Source organism: Rhodococcus sp. P4_B6 (genome assembly GCF_056402215.1).
In genome coordinates this window covers 1-15,506 of the sequence record NZ_JBFUHV010000188.1, presented here as the reverse complement: position 1 = coordinate 15,506, position 15,506 = coordinate 1, and the positions used below count along the sequence as shown (strand labels likewise).

Annotated in this window: 14 protein-coding genes; 7 read left to right on the top strand and 7 right to left on the bottom strand. The window is 66.9% G+C overall.

From position 1 onward, the window contains the following. Nucleotides 1–206, bottom strand: a 206-nt coding sequence (locus AC1DWT_RS43105) for an FAD-dependent oxidoreductase (RefSeq protein ID WP_477925457.1), incomplete at its 3' end; no start/stop codon positions are given. Between the two features lie 198 nt (nucleotides 207–404). Between AC1DWT_RS43105 and AC1DWT_RS43100 the strand changes: the two genes are divergently transcribed. Next, a complete protein-coding gene (locus AC1DWT_RS43100) occupies nucleotides 405–1,205 on the top strand; it encodes an IclR family transcriptional regulator (protein ID WP_072943993.1) in 801 nt (266 codons plus the stop codon). A 32-nt stretch (nucleotides 1,206–1,237) separates the two neighbouring features. On the opposite strand, the gene AC1DWT_RS43095 is transcribed toward AC1DWT_RS43100, so the two are convergent. Together AC1DWT_RS43095 and AC1DWT_RS43090 are read right to left on the bottom strand one after the other, a co-directional pair. Continuing rightward, a complete protein-coding gene (locus tag AC1DWT_RS43095; RefSeq protein ID WP_387492806.1) occupies nucleotides 1,238–2,416 on the bottom strand; it encodes an NAD(P)/FAD-dependent oxidoreductase in 1,179 nt (392 codons plus the stop codon). Further along, nucleotides 2,416–2,778, bottom strand: coding sequence for a bifunctional 3-phenylpropionate/cinnamic acid dioxygenase ferredoxin subunit (locus AC1DWT_RS43090; protein ID WP_072943997.1), 363 nt, complete (start codon nucleotides 2,776–2,778; stop codon nucleotides 2,416–2,418). The genes AC1DWT_RS43095 and AC1DWT_RS43090 overlap by 1 nt, the downstream gene beginning before the upstream one ends. A 172-nt stretch (nucleotides 2,779–2,950) precedes the next feature. On the opposite strand from AC1DWT_RS43090, the gene AC1DWT_RS43085 reads away from it, so the two are divergent. The 6 genes from AC1DWT_RS43085 (at nucleotide 2,951) to AC1DWT_RS43060 (ending at nucleotide 11,754) form a co-directional block, all read left to right on the top strand. Continuing rightward, nucleotides 2,951–3,748 (top strand): IclR family transcriptional regulator, encoded by a 798-nt coding sequence (locus AC1DWT_RS43085; RefSeq protein WP_095865907.1) that lies wholly within the window; start codon nucleotides 2,951–2,953, stop codon nucleotides 3,746–3,748. Nucleotides 3,749–4,210: 462 nt separating this feature from the next. Continuing rightward, complete coding sequence (locus AC1DWT_RS43080) at nucleotides 4,211–5,371, top strand: aromatic ring-hydroxylating oxygenase subunit alpha (RefSeq protein ID WP_477925453.1); 1,161 nt, start codon at nucleotides 4,211–4,213, stop codon at nucleotides 5,369–5,371. After that, complete coding sequence (locus tag AC1DWT_RS43075; RefSeq protein ID WP_378689466.1) at nucleotides 5,368–6,993, top strand: BCCT family transporter; 1,626 nt, start codon at nucleotides 5,368–5,370, stop codon at nucleotides 6,991–6,993. The genes AC1DWT_RS43080 and AC1DWT_RS43075 overlap by 4 nt, the downstream gene beginning before the upstream one ends. Then, a complete protein-coding gene (locus AC1DWT_RS43070) occupies nucleotides 6,990–8,510 on the top strand; it encodes an aldehyde dehydrogenase family protein (RefSeq protein WP_477925451.1) in 1,521 nt (506 codons plus the stop codon). Before AC1DWT_RS43075 ends, AC1DWT_RS43070 begins: the two co-directional genes overlap by 4 nt. Before the next feature lie 56 nt (nucleotides 8,511–8,566). Continuing rightward, entirely contained in the window at nucleotides 8,567–10,135 is a 1,569-nt protein-coding gene (locus tag AC1DWT_RS43065) for an APC family permease (RefSeq protein ID WP_072944002.1), read from the top strand. After that, nucleotides 10,132–11,754 carry a GMC family oxidoreductase gene (locus AC1DWT_RS43060; RefSeq protein ID WP_072944004.1) on the top strand — a complete coding sequence of 541 codons (1,623 nt, stop codon included), beginning with the start codon at nucleotides 10,132–10,134 and terminating at the stop codon, nucleotides 11,752–11,754. Before AC1DWT_RS43065 ends, AC1DWT_RS43060 begins: the two co-directional genes overlap by 4 nt. Here AC1DWT_RS43060 and AC1DWT_RS43055 read toward each other — a convergent pair. Genes AC1DWT_RS43055 through AC1DWT_RS43040 form a run of 4 tightly spaced genes read right to left on the bottom strand, consistent with a single transcriptional unit; the run spans nucleotide 11,735 to nucleotide 15,276 of the window. Next, on the bottom strand, nucleotides 11,735–12,838 hold the full coding sequence (locus AC1DWT_RS43055; RefSeq protein ID WP_477925448.1) for an alpha/beta hydrolase family protein: 1,104 nt from the start codon (nucleotides 12,836–12,838) through the stop codon (nucleotides 11,735–11,737). The genes AC1DWT_RS43060 and AC1DWT_RS43055 overlap by 20 nt on opposite strands. Before the next feature lie 56 nt (nucleotides 12,839–12,894). Beyond that, a complete protein-coding gene (locus tag AC1DWT_RS43050) occupies nucleotides 12,895–13,518 on the bottom strand; it encodes a 3-oxoacid CoA-transferase subunit B (RefSeq protein WP_477925446.1) in 624 nt (207 codons plus the stop codon). Then, on the bottom strand, nucleotides 13,515–14,303 hold the full coding sequence (locus AC1DWT_RS43045) for a CoA transferase subunit A (RefSeq protein ID WP_477925444.1): 789 nt from the start codon (nucleotides 14,301–14,303) through the stop codon (nucleotides 13,515–13,517). The genes AC1DWT_RS43050 and AC1DWT_RS43045 overlap by 4 nt, the downstream gene beginning before the upstream one ends. Further along, nucleotides 14,287–15,276, bottom strand: coding sequence for a LysR family transcriptional regulator (locus tag AC1DWT_RS43040; protein ID WP_477925442.1), 990 nt, complete (start codon nucleotides 15,274–15,276; stop codon nucleotides 14,287–14,289). The genes AC1DWT_RS43045 and AC1DWT_RS43040 overlap by 17 nt, the downstream gene beginning before the upstream one ends. Nucleotides 15,277–15,506 lie beyond the last annotated feature (230 nt).

Here is a 15,506-nt window from a genome sequence, read left to right as displayed (position 1 = left end):
ACGGTGTAGCGGGCGAGTTCGGTCATCGTCTTCGAGGCGTTCGTCTGGAACACCAGTCCCGGCGCGTGGGAGGTGGAGCCGCCGGTCAGTGGCAGCGGCCCCTGGTCGAGGACGGTGATCTTGTCCCAGCCACGAGCGGTGAGCTCGTCGGCCAGGTTCGCACCGACGATGYCGGCTCCGATGATCACGACGCGCGGTGAAGTCATGACGGTTCTCCTGATTGGGTRGGTGCTGCGGGAAGTCGACGGGTTGACGCTGCGGGCGCGCAATATCGCGACGGGGTCGGTAATTGATATATCAACATATTGGGCTCGGGAATGTCGGAGAGTCGATCACGTGACGTGAATTTCCGGCGCGGAGGCCTGCCACGCCATGGGACGAAGTCGCCTATCCTGAGAATTGCGATGAATGAATTGGACGATAACTCGAATGGGGATCGGAACCGTCCTGCCGGCGCCGTGCAGTCGGTGGACCGTGCGCTGGCAGTGCTCGAAATCCTCGCCAGGCTCGGCACCGCGGGCGTCACGGAGATCGCCGACGAATTGGGAGTTCACAAGTCGACGGCGTCGCGACTTGTCGCCGTTCTCGATTCGCGCGGATATGTGTCGCAATTGAAGAATCGGGGAAAATTCCGGCTCGGGAATTCTCTGGTCCGCCTCGCCCGCACCGCGTCCCCGGACGGTGACCTGGTGCGACAAAGTCAGGAATTGTGCGCTGAACTCGCGGAAACGGTCGGTGAGAGTGTCAATATCTCGATTCTCGACGGTGACCGTTCCGTGAGCGTCGTCAAAGCGGACGGGCCGTCCGGAGTCGGAACCAACACGTGGGTGGGGCAGAGCAGCCCCGCCCACGCGACGTCGAGCGGGAAGCTGTTGCTGAGCGAACTGTCCGACGCCGAGATCGCCGACAGTGTCGGGGGCAGTCTCATCGCCCTGACTCCGCGCACGATCACCCACCTGGCGACGCTGTCCGAGTCGATCGCCACCATCCTCGACCGCGGCTGGGCGCAGTCCGAGGAGGAGCTCGAGGTCGGCATGAACGCCGTGTCCGTGCCGATCCGTGACTACACGGCGAGAGTGATTGCTGCGCTGAGTGTTTCCGGTCCCGCATACCGGCTGTTGCCGGAGCGTTTCGACGAGGTCGCCCGGGCGGCGCTCGATACCGCCCAGCGGATCAGCAGCCGGCTGGGCTACGCCGCGCCGTAGCGTCGCTCGAGTCGTCACCGTCGGATCCCGCCTCAGGCTCGCGACTTCGCGAGTTGCTTCTTGTACCGCGTGAACAACCGGGGATTGTTCATCGCGAAGACCCCGACGGTGTCGCCGTTCCGGTCGTACGTGGCCACGAACGAGCCCGTCCCGGGATCGCCGTCCACGAACCGGACTTCGTCGGTCGCGTTCCGGGTGCCCGCGAACTGCAGCATCTTGCCGTACTGGTGCGACCAGAAGTAGGGGATCGCCGCGGGGCCGGGTGTCGACGCGAGGATCGTGTCGGCGACCGCGCCCGCCTGCGCGACGGCGTTGCTCCAGTGCTCGCTGCGGTGATGCGACTGGTGGGTCTCGTCGAAGGACTGTGCGCAGTCGCCGATCGCGTAGACACCGGGAACGTTGGTCCGGCACTGGGCGTCCGTGACGAACCCGTCGTCGACGAGCAGTTCGGAGTCGCCCGCCCACTCGACATTCGGTACCGCGCCGATCCCGACCACCACGGTGTCGGCGGGCAGGATCGTGCCGTCGCGGAGTTGGACGCCGGTGACGGTGTCGTCTCCGAGGAGCCGCTCGACGACCGCGCCGGTCAGGAGCCGCACCCCGTTCACTGCATGCTGTCCGGCGCAGATCGCGCCGAGTTCGATGCCGAGTGGTCCGGCAAGAGGTGTCGGCGACGCCTCGACGACGGTCACGTCGAGTCCCATCCCGACAGCGCTGGAGGCGACCTCCGCACCGATGAAACCGGCGCCGACGACTACGAGATTCGTGGTGCGACAAAGTGATTCACGCAACGACAGGGCATCTTCGACGGAGCGTAGCGTGTGGACGCCCGCGAGGCCGGTGTGCCCGGGCAGGGTGCGGGCACGGGCGCCCGTTGCGACGACGACAGCGTCGGCGTCGAGGTAGGAATCGTCGCCGAAGATCACCCGGTGACGTCCGTCGGGGGCACGCAGGAGCCCGGTCGCCGTCCGGTTGCGGTGCCATGCGACGTCGAGGCCGTCGTCGTCGGTGGTCATCAGTGACAGGTCGGCGTCCGAGAGTGCGCCGGTCAGGTACTCCTTCGACAGCGGTGGCCGGTCGTAGGGCAGACTCGACTCGCTGCCCGCCACCGTGAGGGCACCTGCGTAGCCCTTTTCACGCAGGGCGCGCACGACGGAGAGACCGGCGAGCGACGCGCCGAGGACGATGACGGATTCGGGGATCGCGTTCATCAGTGCTCTCCGTTCGCCACGTGGAGTACGACGGTGCCGTCGACGACCGAGACTGCGTGGGTGCGCACCGGGATCTTGGCGGGCGGACCGGACGGCACGCCGGTGCGCAGGTCGAAGCAGGCCTCGTGGAGCGGGCACTCGACGGTGCAGCCCTCGACCCAGCCGTCGGCGAGCGACGCGTCCTGGTGGGTGCAGGTGTCGTCGATGGCGTACAGGCCGTCTTCGGTGTGGAAGACGGAGATCGGGGTCATGCCGGGCGGGGTGACGGTGGCGACTTCGCCGACCGGGAGCGCGATGAACTCGCACACCGGAACCGTGATGCCGGTGTCGACTGCAGCTGGGGAATCGCTATCGAGAATCACTCGATACCTCCGAAGCGTTGGGGAGGAAGGACAAGAGTGGAAGTGCAGTTGTTGCGCTATACGCGACGACTTGCGAGGCGTGCAACACAATGCTCCAGGCTGCCTCCCCGTGGTGTCAAGCGTTCGCGTGTAAAAACTGCGTACCGGATCGGTGGAGGCATAACCTCGGGGCATGACCGATTCGGAGGCCCAGGGGACCGAAGCGCGCGGAAAGACGGTGCACGCGGTCGAACGCGCCATCGACGTGCTCGAGATCGTCGCGTCCGAGAGGCGCATCGGTGTCTCGGAGATCGCCCTGCGCCTCGGCGTGCACAAGTCGACGGTCTCCCGGCTGATCACATCCCTGCAGCAGCGGGGTTTCGTGGAGGAAGCCGGCGTGCGCGGCAAGTACCAGCTGGGATTCGCCGTCGTCCGGCTCGCCGAGGCGACCGTGGCGCAGAGCGGGCTCGTCGAGATCGCGCAGCCGGAATGCGATCGGCTGGCCGACGCCTTCGGGGAGACCGTCAACCTGGCCGTCCTCGACGGGGCCGGCACGATCAACGTGCTCGAATCGCGCAGCGACCGGCGCGTCGCCCTGCGATCGTGGGTGGGTCAGGTGAGTCCCGCGCACGCCACCGCAACCGGAAAAGTGCTGGTCTCCGAGCTGACGCGCGGCCAGCTGCAGAGCCGGCTGGGACCGGATCTTCCCGCACTCACCCCCAACACCATCACGGACCTCCACGCGCTCGGCGTCGAACTCGCGCGGGTGCGGTCGCGCGGGTGGGCGTCCACGGCGGAGGAACTGGAAGCGGGGCTGCACTCGGTGGCGGTGCCCGTGCGCAGTCAGGTGACGAAGCGGATCGTGGCGTCCATCTGCGTGTCGGGCCCCGAGTACCGGCTCGCCAGGGACCGCTTCGAGGCTGTCGCCCTCGAGCTCGCGGGCGCCGTCGCGCGCATCGAGGCCCAGCAGTCGGACGGCGCGGCATCGTAGCAGCGTAGACGCCATCTGTGGGGCGGTGCCCGAGGGCGGTCGCGGACGCCTCCGTGGCCCGTCGACGGCCGGAAATCGATCGGACAATTCGGGCGCCGCGGCACCGGCCTCATCCTTCCGTCTCCGGAAGGCCTTCTCTCCCAACGCGGAACGTTCTACCCGTCGGTAATTCGGGCATTTCGTTAATGCCGTGTTTCGGGGGCGTCACGCCCACGAAAGAACTCCCGAATGTGATGTTTGACACTCCCGTCTGCGACAGTCTAAGTTGTGTAAATCGCTTAGCGTTGCCGATGACGCAACAAGCCCGGGATCGCGACGGCCCTGCGGAGAGCAGTCTCCGCAGCCGACCGGATCCATGCGCGTCGTTTCGCCGGGCGGATCCGCGCCCCCACACGCCCACAGATTCCAGGTCACAGCCCCGACCGAACGCATCTTTCCCGTAACGAAAGAACGGTGACATCTATGTCCGCTCCGGACGTCCAAGCCCCCGCGCCCGCCCCGGCACTGATCCCCACTCTGGGGGGTCGCTACTACACCGACCCCGACATTTTCGTGAGCGAGCAGGAGAACGTCTTCGAGGCGATGTGGTTCTGCGCCGCCCGCACCGCTGATCTCGCCGACGCCGGCGCGTTCAAGAAGGTCACCGTCGGCAGGGAGAGCGTCCTCGTCGTCCGCGGCCGGGACGGCGCCCTCARGGCGTTCCTCAACATCTGCCGGCACCGCGGCGCCATGCTCTGCACGGAGGACGAAGGCCAGGTTCGGCGGAACCTGCAGTGCCCGTACCACGCGTGGACGTACGGACTCGACGGCAAACTGGTCGCCGCGCCGAACATGGCCGCGCTGCGCGACGAGACCGGAGCCGACATCGACCGGGTGCGGTACGGGCTGGTGCCGGTCGCGCTGCGCGAGTGGCTCGGTTACGCCTGGGTGTGCCTCGCGGACGAACCGCCGTCGTTCGAGGACGAGGTCATCGGGTCCGTCACCGAACGGCTCGGCGATCCGGCCGCCATCGACCGGTACGAGATCGGAACCCTGGAACTCGGCCGACGGATCACCTACGACGTCGCGGCCAACTGGAAGCTGATCATCGAGAACTTCATGGAGTGCTACCACTGCGCCACCATTCACCCGGAACTCACCGAGGTGCTTCCGGAGTTCGCGGACGGCCTTGCCGCACAGTACTTCGTGGGGCACGGTGCCGCCTTCGGCGATGAAGTCGAGGGCTTCACCATCGACGGAAGCGGCGGATTCGAGGCGTTGTCCGGCATCAGCGACGACCAGGACCGCAAGTACTACGCCATCACCGTGCGGCCGCAGGTCTTCGTGAACCTCGTGCCCGACCACGTCATCTTCCACCGCATGTACCCCATGTCCGCGGACCGCACCATCGTGGAATGCGACTGGCTGTACGCGCCGGACGTCACGGCGTCGGGACGCGACGTCTCCCGCTCGGTCGAATTGTTCCACCGGGTCAACCAGCAGGACTTCGATGCGTGCGAGCGGACGCAGCCGACGATGTCGTCGAAGGCTTACCGCGACGGGGGTGTGCTGGTGCCCGCGGAGCATCACATCGGCGAATTCCACGACTGGTTACTGACCCGGCTGGGTGGGGACGCGAAATGACGTACGCCGGCGAGCAACCGAGGGTGATCGACCCTCCCGAAGTGCAGGCGCCGGAACCGGAGCGCGCGACACCCGCCCACGCCGCGCCGCGGGGCGGTGTCGACAAGGTGGTGTTCGGCGCCGCGGCGGGAGTCGGGGTGGGCATCATCCTGTGGGGCCTGCTGGCGCCGGAGAACCTCGCGCTCGTCTCGAACGCGGCCCTCGGGTGGCTCGTCGCCGACATGGGGTGGTTGTTCATCACCGCGGCCACCGGGTTCGTCCTCTTCTCGCTGTTCCTGGCGTTTTCCCGGTACGGCCGGATTCCGCTCGGCAAGGACGGCGAGAAGCCGGAGTTCCGGACGGTCAGCTGGATCGCGATGATGTTCAGCGCCGGCATGGGGATCGGGCTGATGTTCTACGGCGTCGCGGAACCCCTCGCGCACATGGTGAGCCCGCCTCCCGGGACCGACGGCAGCGCCGGGTCGGCGATGGCCACGACGATGTATCACTGGGGACTGCACCCGTGGGCGATCTACGCGGTCGTCGGATTGTCGATCGCCTACGGCTCCTATCGGCGGGGCCGCAAGCAACTCATCAGCTCTGCGTTCGTCCCGCTCCTCGGCCGTCGCGCCGAGGGGGCGGCGGGCAAGGTGATCGACGTGCTCGCGATCATCGCGACGATGTTCGGCACCGCCGCGTCGCTCGGCCTCGGTGCCCTCCAGATCGGGTCCGGGCTCGAGATCATCGGCTGGATGGGCGAGGTCGGCACATTCGCCCTGGTGGCCCTCGTCGGGTTGCTGACGTTCGCGTTCGTTGCCTCGGCGGTGTCCGGTGTTGCCCGCGGAATCCACTGGTTGTCCAACATCAACATGGTGCTGGCCATCGTGCTGGCCGTCTTCGTGTTCGTCCTCGGCCCCACGGTGCTGATCCTCAATCTGCTGCCCACCACCATCGCCGACTACAGCGCGCAACTCGCGACGATGTCGGGTCGCACCGCCGCGAGTGCCGGCGACGACACCGCGTCGTGGCTGTCGTCGTGGACGATCTTCTACTGGGCGTGGTGGGTGTCGTGGACCCCGTTCGTCGGCATGTTCCTGGCCCGGATCAGCCGTGGCCGCACCATCCGGCAGTTCGTCGTCGGTGTGATCGTCATTCCCACCTCGGTCAGCCTCGTGTGGTTCGCGGTGTTCGGAGGTTCCGCCATCGGGGTGCAACGTGACGGCACCGATGTGGCGTCCCAGTCGTCGACCGAGGGACAGTTGTTCGGAATGCTCGACCACCTGCCGCTCGCCGGTGTCTCCACCGTGCTGGTCATGGTGCTGGTGGCATTGTTCTTCGTCTCCGGAGCCGACGCGGCATCGCTCGTGATGGGCACCCTGTCGGAGCGGGGGACCCGGCACCCGAGCAAACGGATCGTCGTGTTCTGGGGCACGCTCACCGGCGGCACCGCGGCGCTCATCCTCTGGACCGGCGGCTCGGACGCCCTTCAGGGGCTGCAGACGATGACGATCATCGCGGCCGCGCCGTTCCTGCTGGTGATGATCGGACTGTGCGTCTCGCTGTACCGGGACGTCTCCCGTGATCCGCTCATCGTCGGCCCAACGAAAGAATCTGAACACGAAAGGGTTTCGGACACACTATGAAGATGTCGGCACTATCTGCTGATCTCGACGTCCAGAAATTGTTCGGCACGGTGAATTTCATCGCGGGGGAGTGGGTGGCTGCGACATCGGGGCGCACCCGCGACTGCATCGACCCGGCAACCGGCAACGTGATCGCCACCGTCGACGAGGCGTCGCCCGAAGACGCCGGGCGAGCAGTACAGGCGGCCCGGGCGGCCTTCGATGCCGGGGACTGGCCGGAGACGCCGGTCGCCACGCGATCGTCGCTGCTGTCGCGTATCGCCGATCTCCTCGAGCGCGACAAGGAGGAACTGGCGCGCATCGAGACGGTCGACACCGGTAAGACGTTGGTGGAGAGCCGAATCGACATCGACGACGTCGTCTCCGTGTTCCGGTACTACGCCAGGCTGGCCCTCGTCTCGAGCGACCGCGTCGTCGACGTGGGTGACCCCGCCGTCGTCTCCCGCGTCGTCCGCGAACCGATCGGGGTGTGCGTCCTCATCGCACCGTGGAACTACCCGCTGCTGCAGATCTCCTGGAAGGTGGCGCCGGCGTTGGCGGCCGGCTGCACGATGGTGCTCAAACCCAGCGAAGTCACGCCGCTGAGCACGATCGCGTTCACTCGGCTGATCGAGGAGGCCGGTGTGCCCGCCGGGGTGGTCAACCTCGTGCAGGGCAGCGGCGCCGACCTCGGCCCCGCCCTCACCGACACCGGCGACGTGGACTTCATCTCGTTCACGGGCGGACTCGCCACCGGTACCACCATCCTGGAGACGGCCGCGAAGCACGTCACGAAGGTCGCCGTGGAACTCGGCGGGAAGAATCCGCACCTCGTCTTCGCGGACGCCGACTGGGAGTCGTCGGTAGACCAGGTGCTCACCGGAGTCTTCCTGCATTCGGGTCAGGTGTGCTCGGCCGGGACGCGCCTGATCGTCGAGGAGTCGATCGCCGACGAGTTCGTCGCCGCGCTCGTCTCGCGCGCCGAGGCCATCTGCGTCGGCCCGGGACTCGACCCGGCCAGCGAGACCGGACCGCTCGTGTCGGCGGCGCAGCGCGACAAGATCGAATCCTATGTCGCACTGGGTATCTCCGAGGGAGCGACGCTCCGGACGGGCGGCTCCCGGCCCGCCGATCCCGCGCTGGACGGCGGCAGCTACTACCTGCCCACCATCTTCGACCACTGCGACCGCACGATGCGGATCGTGCAGGAGGAAACGTTCGGGCCCATCCTCACCGTCGAGCGATTCACCACCGAGGAGGACGCGGTCCGACTCGGCAACGACACCGAGTACGGCCTCGCCGCCGGGGTCCGGACGTCGGACGCCGCCCGCGGCGAGCGGGTGGTGCGCCGTCTGCGCCACGGAACGGTGTGGCTCAACGACTTCGGCTACTACACGGCGGCGGCGGAGTGGGGCGGATTCAAGAAGTCCGGCAACGGACGCGAACTCGGGCCCGCCGGGCTCTCCGAATACCAGGAAGTCAAACACATCTGGAACAACACGACCTCGCCTCTCGCGGGGTGGTTTACCGCGACCTGACGTGCACTCGGCAGGGCCCGCGAGCAGACCCCATCGACTTCTCAGGAAGTGATCGAATGACCAGACCCGACAACACGACCGGCGATCAGGACAGTGGACTCGAAGATTTCGGATACAAGGAGTCCCTGGATCGCAGTATCGGCAAGTTCGCGAGCTTTGCCGCGGGCGTCAGCTACATTTCCATCCTGACCGGCACTTTCCAATTGTTCTACTTCGGTTTCGGCACTGCAGGCCCCGCATATTTGTGGTCGTGGCCGCTGGTGTTCCTCGGCCAGCTCTCGGTGGCACTGTGCTTCATGGAGCTGGCCGCCAAGTATCCGATCGCCGGTTCCGTGTACAACTGGGCGAAAACGCTCGGCAGCAGAGTGGTGGGGTGGTCGGCCGGCTGGCTGATGCTCACCGCGTCGATCGTCACCCTGTCGGCCGTTGTGCTGGCGCTGCAGCTCAATCTGCCTCGGCTGTGGAGCGGCTTCCAGATCGTCGGCGACGGTACGGGGGAACACGACTTCGCCACCAACGCCGTCATTCTCGGGACCGTGATGATCGGCTTCACCACCGTCGTCAACGCGCTCGGTGTCCGTCTGATGGCGATGATCAACAGCGCCGGGGTGTTCATCGAACTCATTGCCGCGGTGCTGATCGCGATCATCCTCGCCGCCAACGCGACCCGCGGCCCGCAGGTGTTCTTCTCCACCCACGGCTACGGCGCCGGTGAAAGTGGAGGCTATCTCGGTGCGTTCCTGGTGGCCACTCTCGCGTCGGGATACGTGATGTACGGCTTCGATACCGCGAGCTCGCTGGGCGAGGAGACGGTGGAACCCCGCCGCACCGCCCCCAAGGCGATCCTCCGTGCGATCCTCGCCTCGTTCGTGATCGGCGGCGCGATCCTCGTCTTCGCCGTGATGGCGGCGCCCGACCTGGACGATCCGAAGATCGGCGCGTCCGACGGCAGTCTGCAGTACATCGTGGAGCAGGTGATGTGGGGCCCGCTGGGAACCATCTTCCTGATCTGCATCGTGATCGCCGTGACGGTGTGCTCGCTGGCCGTGCACACCGCCGCCATCCGGCTGACCTTCGCCATGGCCCGCGACAACGCACTTCCGTTCGGGGAGCGGCTCGCCCGCGTTCACCCGAAGACGCGGACACCCGTCGTGCCCGCGGTGACGATCGGAGTGGTGGCCGCGCTGATCCTGGTGGTCAACATCGGTCAACCGCACATCTTCACCGTGTTGACCTCGATCGCGATCATCATGATCTACCTCGCCTACCTGATGGTGACCGGCCCGATGCTGAAGCGGAGGCTGCGCGGCCAGTGGCCGCCGCGGGACCTGAAGGAGGGCGGCTACTTCACGATGGGCAGATGGGGTCTGCCCGTCAACATCGTCGCCGTGGTGTGGGGAATCGGCATGGCCGTCAATCTCGCCTGGCCGCGTGAAGCCGTCTACGGGGAGCCTTGGTACAACACGTGGGGCGCCTTCGTCTACATCGGCGTCATCCTCGGGCTCGGACTGCTGTGGTACCTCACCACCGGCCGGCACCACATCGGTACCTTGACGTCACACTCCGCGGCCGCCGCACCGGCCGCACCGCAATCCGAACCGATCGACAAGGAGCTTGCTCGATGACCGAAAGTGAACTGCGGAGCACTGCACTGGAATTCGACTACGTGATCGCGGGTGGCGGCAGTGCGGGGTGCGTCCTCGCGGCCCGCCTGAGCGAGGACCCGTCGGTGACGGTGTGCCTGCTGGAGGCAGGGCCGTCGGACGTCGGGGACCGGGCCATCCTCGAGCTGTCGCAGTGGATGCACCTGCTCGACTCCGGGTACGACTGGGACTACCCGGTCGAGCCGCAGGAGCGGGGCAACAGTTTCATGCGGCACGCCCGGGCCAAGGTCCTCGGCGGGTGCTCGTCGCACAATTCGTGTATCGCGTTCTGGCCACCGGCCGAGGTGCTCGACGACTGGGAGGCGATGGGTGCGTCGGGGTGGGGTGCACGCGACATCCTGCCGTACGTCGGCCGGCTGGAGAACAACGACGCCCCCGGTGACGGCCACGGCCGCAGCGGTCCGGTGCGGTTGCGTGACGTCCCACCGAACGATCCGTGCGGCCACGCGGTTCTCGACGCTGCCGCCGCGGTCGGTCTGCCGACCGTCGCGTTCAACCGCGGCGGAACGGTGCTGAACGGGGCCGGCTGGTTCCAGATCAACGCGTCCGAGGACGGCACCCGGATGTCGTCGTCGCACGCCTACCTGCACCCGATCCTCGGCACCCGCCCCAACCTCGAGGTCCGGACCGGCTGCTGGGTCAGCGAGATCCTGTTCGACGAACAGCAGACGGCGACGGGCGTGCGTTACCAGCGCCCCGACCTCACCGGGTACGACACGGTGTCGGCGCGCCGCGAGGTGATCGTCACCGCGGGCGCGATCGACACCCCGAAACTGCTGATGCTCTCGGGTATCGGTCCGGCAGAGCATCTCGCGGAGTTCGGAATTCCCGTCCGCGTCGATTCGCCCGGTGTCGGGGCCAACCTCGACGACCACGTGGAGGGTCTCGTGTTCTGGGAGGCGTCCCGGCCGATGGTCACCGAGTCGACGCAGTGGTGGGAGATCGGCCTGTTCGCCACCACCGAGGAGGGGCTGAACCATCCGGACCTGATGATGCACTACGGCAGCGTGCCGTTCGACATGAACACCCTCCGCTGGGGCTACCCGACCACGGACAACGGTTTCTGCCTGACACCGAACGTCACTCAGGGCCGTTCCCGGGGCACGGTGCGGCTGCGCTCGCGGGACTTCCGCGACCGCGCGAAGGTCGATCCCCGGTACTTCACCGACAGCGACGGTCACGACGACCGGGTGATGCTGTCCGGGGTGAAGCTGGCCCGCACGATCGCCGAGCAGAAGGCGCTGCGCGGGTGGATCGCCCGTGAACTGGCGCCGGGACCGGATGCGGTGACCGACGACGAGATCCTCGACTACATCCACAAGACCCACAACACGGTGTATCACCCGGCGGGCACGGCCCGGATGGGCGGTGTCGACGATCCGATGGCGGTGCTCGATCCGGAACTGCGGGTCAAGGGGGTGCGGGGTCTTCGGGTGGTCGATGCGTCGGCGATGCCGAAACTGCCGCACGTCAACCCGAACATCACGGTCATGACGATGGCCGAGCGCTGCGCGGACCTGCTGCGCGGCCGTGCCGGGGCAGGGCTGCGGTCGGCGGTGTCTACGCTGTCCGAGGTCTGATCCGGGCATCGATCGCCCCGGTGATCCTTCGCCAGATCTCGCTCGCGGGATCGATGACGGCGAAGTGATCGCCGGGGCCCTCGATCAGGGTGACGTCGTCGGGAGTCCCCGCTGCGGTCGCGTGGTATTCCCTGCTCATCTCCAGCAGATCCGGTTCGTCGCCCAGGCCGCACGCGACGAGTTGCGGGACGCCGAGCGGCAGCCGATGGAGCGGTGACGACCGCTCGTACGCCGCCCGGTCTTCGGCCCAGTGGCCGCCGACGGCGTTCGCCACCGCACCCTCGCCGAGTCGGCGTTCGTCGGCGAGTCGCAGATTCAGCACCCCGGCGAGGCTGACCGCCAGCGCCGGACACACCACCGCCTCCTCGGCCGCGGCATCGGCGGCGGCGCGCAGGGCGAGTTGCCCGCCGGCCGAGTGGCCGAGGACCACCACGCGTCCCACATCAACCTCCGGGACGGTCCCGGCGGCCTGCAATGCGGCGGCGACGTCGGACGTCATCGCGGCCCACCGGTCCTCGGCGGCCCGCCGGTACTCGACGTTCCACGTCACGTACCCGCTGGCCGTCAGGTCCACCGCCAGACCGTCCATCAGGTCGAACTCCCAACGGGGACGCCAATATCCGCCGTGGATCAGCACGGCGACGGGGAAGGGTCCGGTGCCGTCCGGGACCCGCAGTTCGGCGCGCTGATCGGGGTCGTCGCCGTAGTGGACGATCGTCCCGGGGTGGAAGCGGTGGTGGTACCAGCTGTCGACCGCGAATCGGAGTCCGTCGAGTCCGCGCCCGCGGATGTGGGCCCGGATGCCGTCGGAGCGGTCCGGCTCGCAATCCCCGAAATCGACGCGGATCGCGCCGCAGGCCGGTGCGGTGAAGGATGCCCCGGCGCCGGGCACGACAACGAACTCGCCCCGGCCCGCCGCCGTCCGCACGGCGCGCTGCAGATCCGCGGAATCCGCGGCGAACGTCGCCTCGCCGGTGAGGCCGCGCGCATCGAGCGCCCGGCCGAGGAGTTCCGCGGCGGTTCCCCTGTGCGCGACGGTCCCGGGTGCGAAGACGACGTCGAGTCGGCGAGCGGATTCGGTCACCGGGTCACCGTACGTAGACGAAGACGATCCGCCAACTGTCGACCTCGATCGGAACGTCAGGCAGGGTGCAGCAGGCTTGCCAGCTCTTCGTGGTCGATCGACACTCCCGGCGCCAACTCGCGCACGCTGAAGTGGTCGCCGCGGACGTCCAGCACGCCGATGTCGGTGATGATCGTGCTGATGCAGCCTTCTGCGGTGAGGGGGAGACTGCAGCGGCGGACCAGTTTCAGGGTGCCGTCGCGGGTGCGGTGGGTCATCACTGCGATTACCTTCTTGGCTCCGTTGGCCAAATCCATCGCGCCCCCAATGCCTTTGACGACCGACCCGCCGTCGGACCAGTTGGCCAGGTCGCCCGTGACCGAGACCTGCATCGCGCCCAGCACGGCCACGTCGATGTGGCCGCCGCGGATCATGCCGAATGAGTCGGCGGAGTCGAAGAACGATGCGCCCGCGACAGTAGTCACTGTCTCCTTGCCCGCGTTGATGAGGTCGGGATCCTCCTTCCCGGGGGCGGGGTAGCCGCCCAAGCCTATGATCCCGTTCTCCGAATGCAGCATGATCGGTCGATCCCGCAGATGATTGGCGATCAGGGTGGGGATGCCAATGCCCAGATTGACATGCTGTCCGTCGCGCAGTTCCGCGGCGGCTCGGGCGGCGATCTGCTCTCGCGTCCAGCTCATGACACACGGCTTTCCGTGGCCGCCTGCGAAACCGGTCGACACACCGTGCGCAGACGTTCGATCGGCTTGTGCATCCGGGCCTTCAGTTCCACGACGCCGGAGACGAACACCTCCGGCAAGTGAATATCATCGGCGGCGAGCAGGCCCGCGTCCACCACGTGCACGACCTCGGCGACGGCGACGCGAGCTGCCATGGCGCACAGCGGGTTGAAGTTGCGAGCCGAGGCATGAAACCGGAGATTGCCCAACGTGTCCGCGATCTCGGCGCGGATCAGCGCGATGTCGGCGGTGAGACTGTGCTCGAGTAGGCACGGGCGGCCATCGACGGTGTCGACCCGACGTGCAGCCGAATGCTCGGCCACGTGCCCCTCGCGGGTGTATCGCACCGGAATCCCACCGTTGGCAACCGCGGTGCCGACCCCTGTCGGGGTGTAGAAGGCGGGGATCCCTGCCCCGCCGGCACGTAGCTTCTCGGCGAGGGTGCCCTGGGGGACAAGGTCCACGCGCAGCGATCCCTGCAGGTACTGCGCCAGGAATACCGGGTTGTCCCCGATATACGATGCGGTCACTCGGGCGACACGCCCGGCGCGCAGCAACGCGGTGACAGCGGAATYGGCCGGACCGCAGTTGTTGGTGATGATGTGCAGATCGGTGGCCCCCGAGTCGAGCAGCGCCTCGAGCAGCGCCGCAGGCATGCCGCACAATCCGAACCCGCCGACAGCGATGGTTTGCCCGTCGGTGACCGCGGCCACCGCGGTTTCGGGTGTGTCAAGAACCTTGTTCATCCTGATCTCCTTTGGTGGTGATGATGTTCCATATGCTGGTGCCGTCGTCCTCGTCGTCGGCGACGGTGTTGAACTCGTCGATGGCGAACTGGCGGAACAGCTGCGCAGGCTCTGCCAGATCGACACCCGCGCGCCAGGCCAAGCCGATCTCCCGGTAGGCGCCGCTGTCGGTGATCGGTACCTCGACCAGGCCTGCAACCGGTGCCGGAGCGGCGGGCACGATGGCAACACCGAGTCCGGCTGCGACCAATCCGCGCACGGTACTGACGCCGGCCGCCTCGAACGCGATTCGCGGTTCGAATCCGGCTGCGTGGCACAGTTCATCGGCCATGTGACGCATATAATTGCCCGACTTGAGGGTCACGAAGTCGTCGCTGGCCGCTGCCGCCAACGGCGTGTCGGATTCACTGGCGAGGTAGTGCTGCTCCGGGACCGCCAGCACCAGTCGCTGCACGCCGAGCCGGGCGACCCCGATATCAGGCCGTGTCGGCAGCGGCGATGTCACACACAGCTCGACCTGGCCTTCCAGCAACAGGCGCAGCAGTTGATCGGCACTGTCTTGCATCAGCGAGAACTTGATTTCTGGCGATTGCTCGCTGAACCGGCGCAACAACGACGGTACGGCCTGCTCTCCCAGAGTGTGCAGAAAAGCCAGCGTGACTTGTCGACGAGCCGCGCCGACCTGCAACTCGTCGATGGCGGCCACCAATATCGCCAGTGCCTGCCGCACGGGTTCCACCAGCTTCTTGYCCTCCGCAGTGAGTGTGATGCCGCTGGGCACGCGGGCGCACAATCGGGTCTCGAGGACATTCTCGAACCGGGCCAGGTGTCGAGTAAGCGTCGGCTGCGGCACACCCAATGCTGCAGCGGCCTTGGTGATCTGCCCTTCCTGAGCGACCGCGGCAAATTGCACCAGCATCGGACACAACGTATTCAGAACGTCATGCGAAAATGATTTATTCGGCTCATTCATTTCCGGATATCCTCTATTCAAAATTGACTTTCCGTGAAGCGCGGAATCATCGTTGACCATTGATTCTGCCAGCTGCTAACGTCGAATTTAGAGCACCGACGCGCAGTAGGGCAATAGCTCGTCAGGAGCAATTCCTACCGACCCCTCACCGGCGGGCTCCGACCTCGAATAATCGAACAATGGCAACCGAATTCGGATTGCCGGACGCCACCAATTCCAATGTTGATGGT

What these genes read in the sequence shown, in the direction of transcription:
- AC1DWT_RS43100 (WP_072943993.1), top strand. Translation starts at nt 405, where the DNA reads ATGAATGAATTGGACGATAACTCGAATGGGGATCGGAACCGTCCTGCC.
- AC1DWT_RS43095 (WP_387492806.1), bottom strand. Translation starts at nt 2,416, where the DNA reads ATGAACGCGATCCCCGAATCCGTCATCGTCCTCGGCGCGTCGCTCGCC.
- AC1DWT_RS43085 (WP_095865907.1), top strand. Translation starts at nt 2,951, where the DNA reads ATGACCGATTCGGAGGCCCAGGGGACCGAAGCGCGCGGAAAGACGGTG.
- AC1DWT_RS43075 (WP_378689466.1), top strand. Translation starts at nt 5,368, where the DNA reads ATGACGTACGCCGGCGAGCAACCGAGGGTGATCGACCCTCCCGAAGTG.
- AC1DWT_RS43070 (WP_477925451.1), top strand. Translation starts at nt 6,990, where the DNA reads ATGAAGATGTCGGCACTATCTGCTGATCTCGACGTCCAGAAATTGTTC.
- AC1DWT_RS43065 (WP_072944002.1), top strand. Translation starts at nt 8,567, where the DNA reads ATGACCAGACCCGACAACACGACCGGCGATCAGGACAGTGGACTCGAA.
- AC1DWT_RS43060 (WP_072944004.1), top strand. Translation starts at nt 10,132, where the DNA reads ATGACCGAAAGTGAACTGCGGAGCACTGCACTGGAATTCGACTACGTG.
- AC1DWT_RS43050 (WP_477925446.1), bottom strand. Translation starts at nt 13,518, where the DNA reads ATGAGCTGGACGCGAGAGCAGATCGCCGCCCGAGCCGCCGCGGAACTG.